Annotated in this window: 1 protein-coding gene and 1 pseudogene; both read left to right on the forward strand. The window is 41.1% G+C overall.

The window, feature by feature from the left end:
• Positions 1-99 precede the first annotated feature (99 nt).
• Positions 100-393: an alpha/beta hydrolase gene (locus BM135_RS16415; RefSeq protein ID WP_092521600.1), complete on the forward strand. Its 294-nt coding sequence runs from the start codon at positions 100-102 to the stop codon at positions 391-393.
• 24 nt (positions 394-417) lie between these two features.
• Positions 418-1,023, forward strand: a pseudogene (locus BM135_RS16420) (IS1 family transposase).
• Positions 1,024-1,216 lie beyond the last annotated feature (193 nt).

Here is a 1,216-nt window from a genome sequence, read left to right on the forward strand (position 1 = left end):
GACTAAGCGCCAGAAGGCTGGCTGGGATAATGGCTATATGATGAAAATCCTGACAGTGGGATTTTCATCTGTATAAATTAGACCCGTTTGCCCTAATTTTTGGTCTCTGGATTTGATTCTCCTCAAATTACTTTACCAGAGTTAAACTCTTTTACTGTTGAACCATTAGATTATGCTTTTTTGCGTGGGGTAACCGAACACCGTATTTCACTCATTTCTTCTAATGATGAAATTGTTTCTCCACAATCTTCACGAGAGTTAGCTTGTTCTTTACAAGCAGAAGTGATTAATGTTGATAATGGTGGACATTTTCTTGATAGAGATGGTTTCACTCACCTGTTACCTGTCTATGATATTTTGGATCATGATATCAATTTATTGAATCATGTATAGTATGTCTATTTGGAGAACATTCAGATGGCAAAGATTGATGTGACCTGCCCATCTTGTTGTGCAGTTAAAGGGATCTACCGTAATGGGCGCTCTCGCTCTGGTCATCAACGTTATCTTTGCCAGTCCTGCCGTCATTCTTGGCAACGGGAATTCACTTATGCCGCTTGTCGTCCCGGTACACATAAGCAAATCGTCGATATGGCCATGAATGGAACGGGATGCCGGGCGACAGCGCGTGTGATGGGGATTGGTCTGAATACTGTCCTTCGCCATTTAAAAAGCTCAGACCCCAATCGGTAACAGAAGCCATTGCTCCCGGCACTGAAGTGATTGTCTGTTGCGAAATGAATGAACAGTGGTCGTAGGTGAAGTTAAAGAATCAGCCCCGTTGGCTCTTTTATGCTTACGACCGGATCAGACGGAAAGTGATCGCCCACGTTTTTGGCCCAAGAACAAAGAAGACATTGATGCGTCTGATGGCGATACTGACTCCCTTCAACATTGTGATCTAGATGACCGATGGCTGGAGAAGCGATGAAAAAACACTGGCGGGGAAACTGCATGTGGTCAGTAAGCGTAATACATGACAGAGTCATAGGGTATTATTTAAACATTCATCGCTATCAATAAATTGGCATCATGACCCAAAAGATGCATGCATTATTATGAAGTTTTATTTAAATTATAAATAACAATATGCAATCAGATGCATAACATATTGTATATAACTTGGATTCACATATTAAGCGCAACACCGTAATGAACGAAGTAAATGAGTGGGTATTCCTTTAAATAACTCATTCGGTGTTTTGTAATCTCGTGT

The organism is Xenorhabdus japonica (assembly GCF_900115195.1).
In the GTDB taxonomy this organism is placed as follows: Bacteria; Pseudomonadota; Gammaproteobacteria; order Enterobacterales; family Enterobacteriaceae; genus Xenorhabdus; species Xenorhabdus japonica.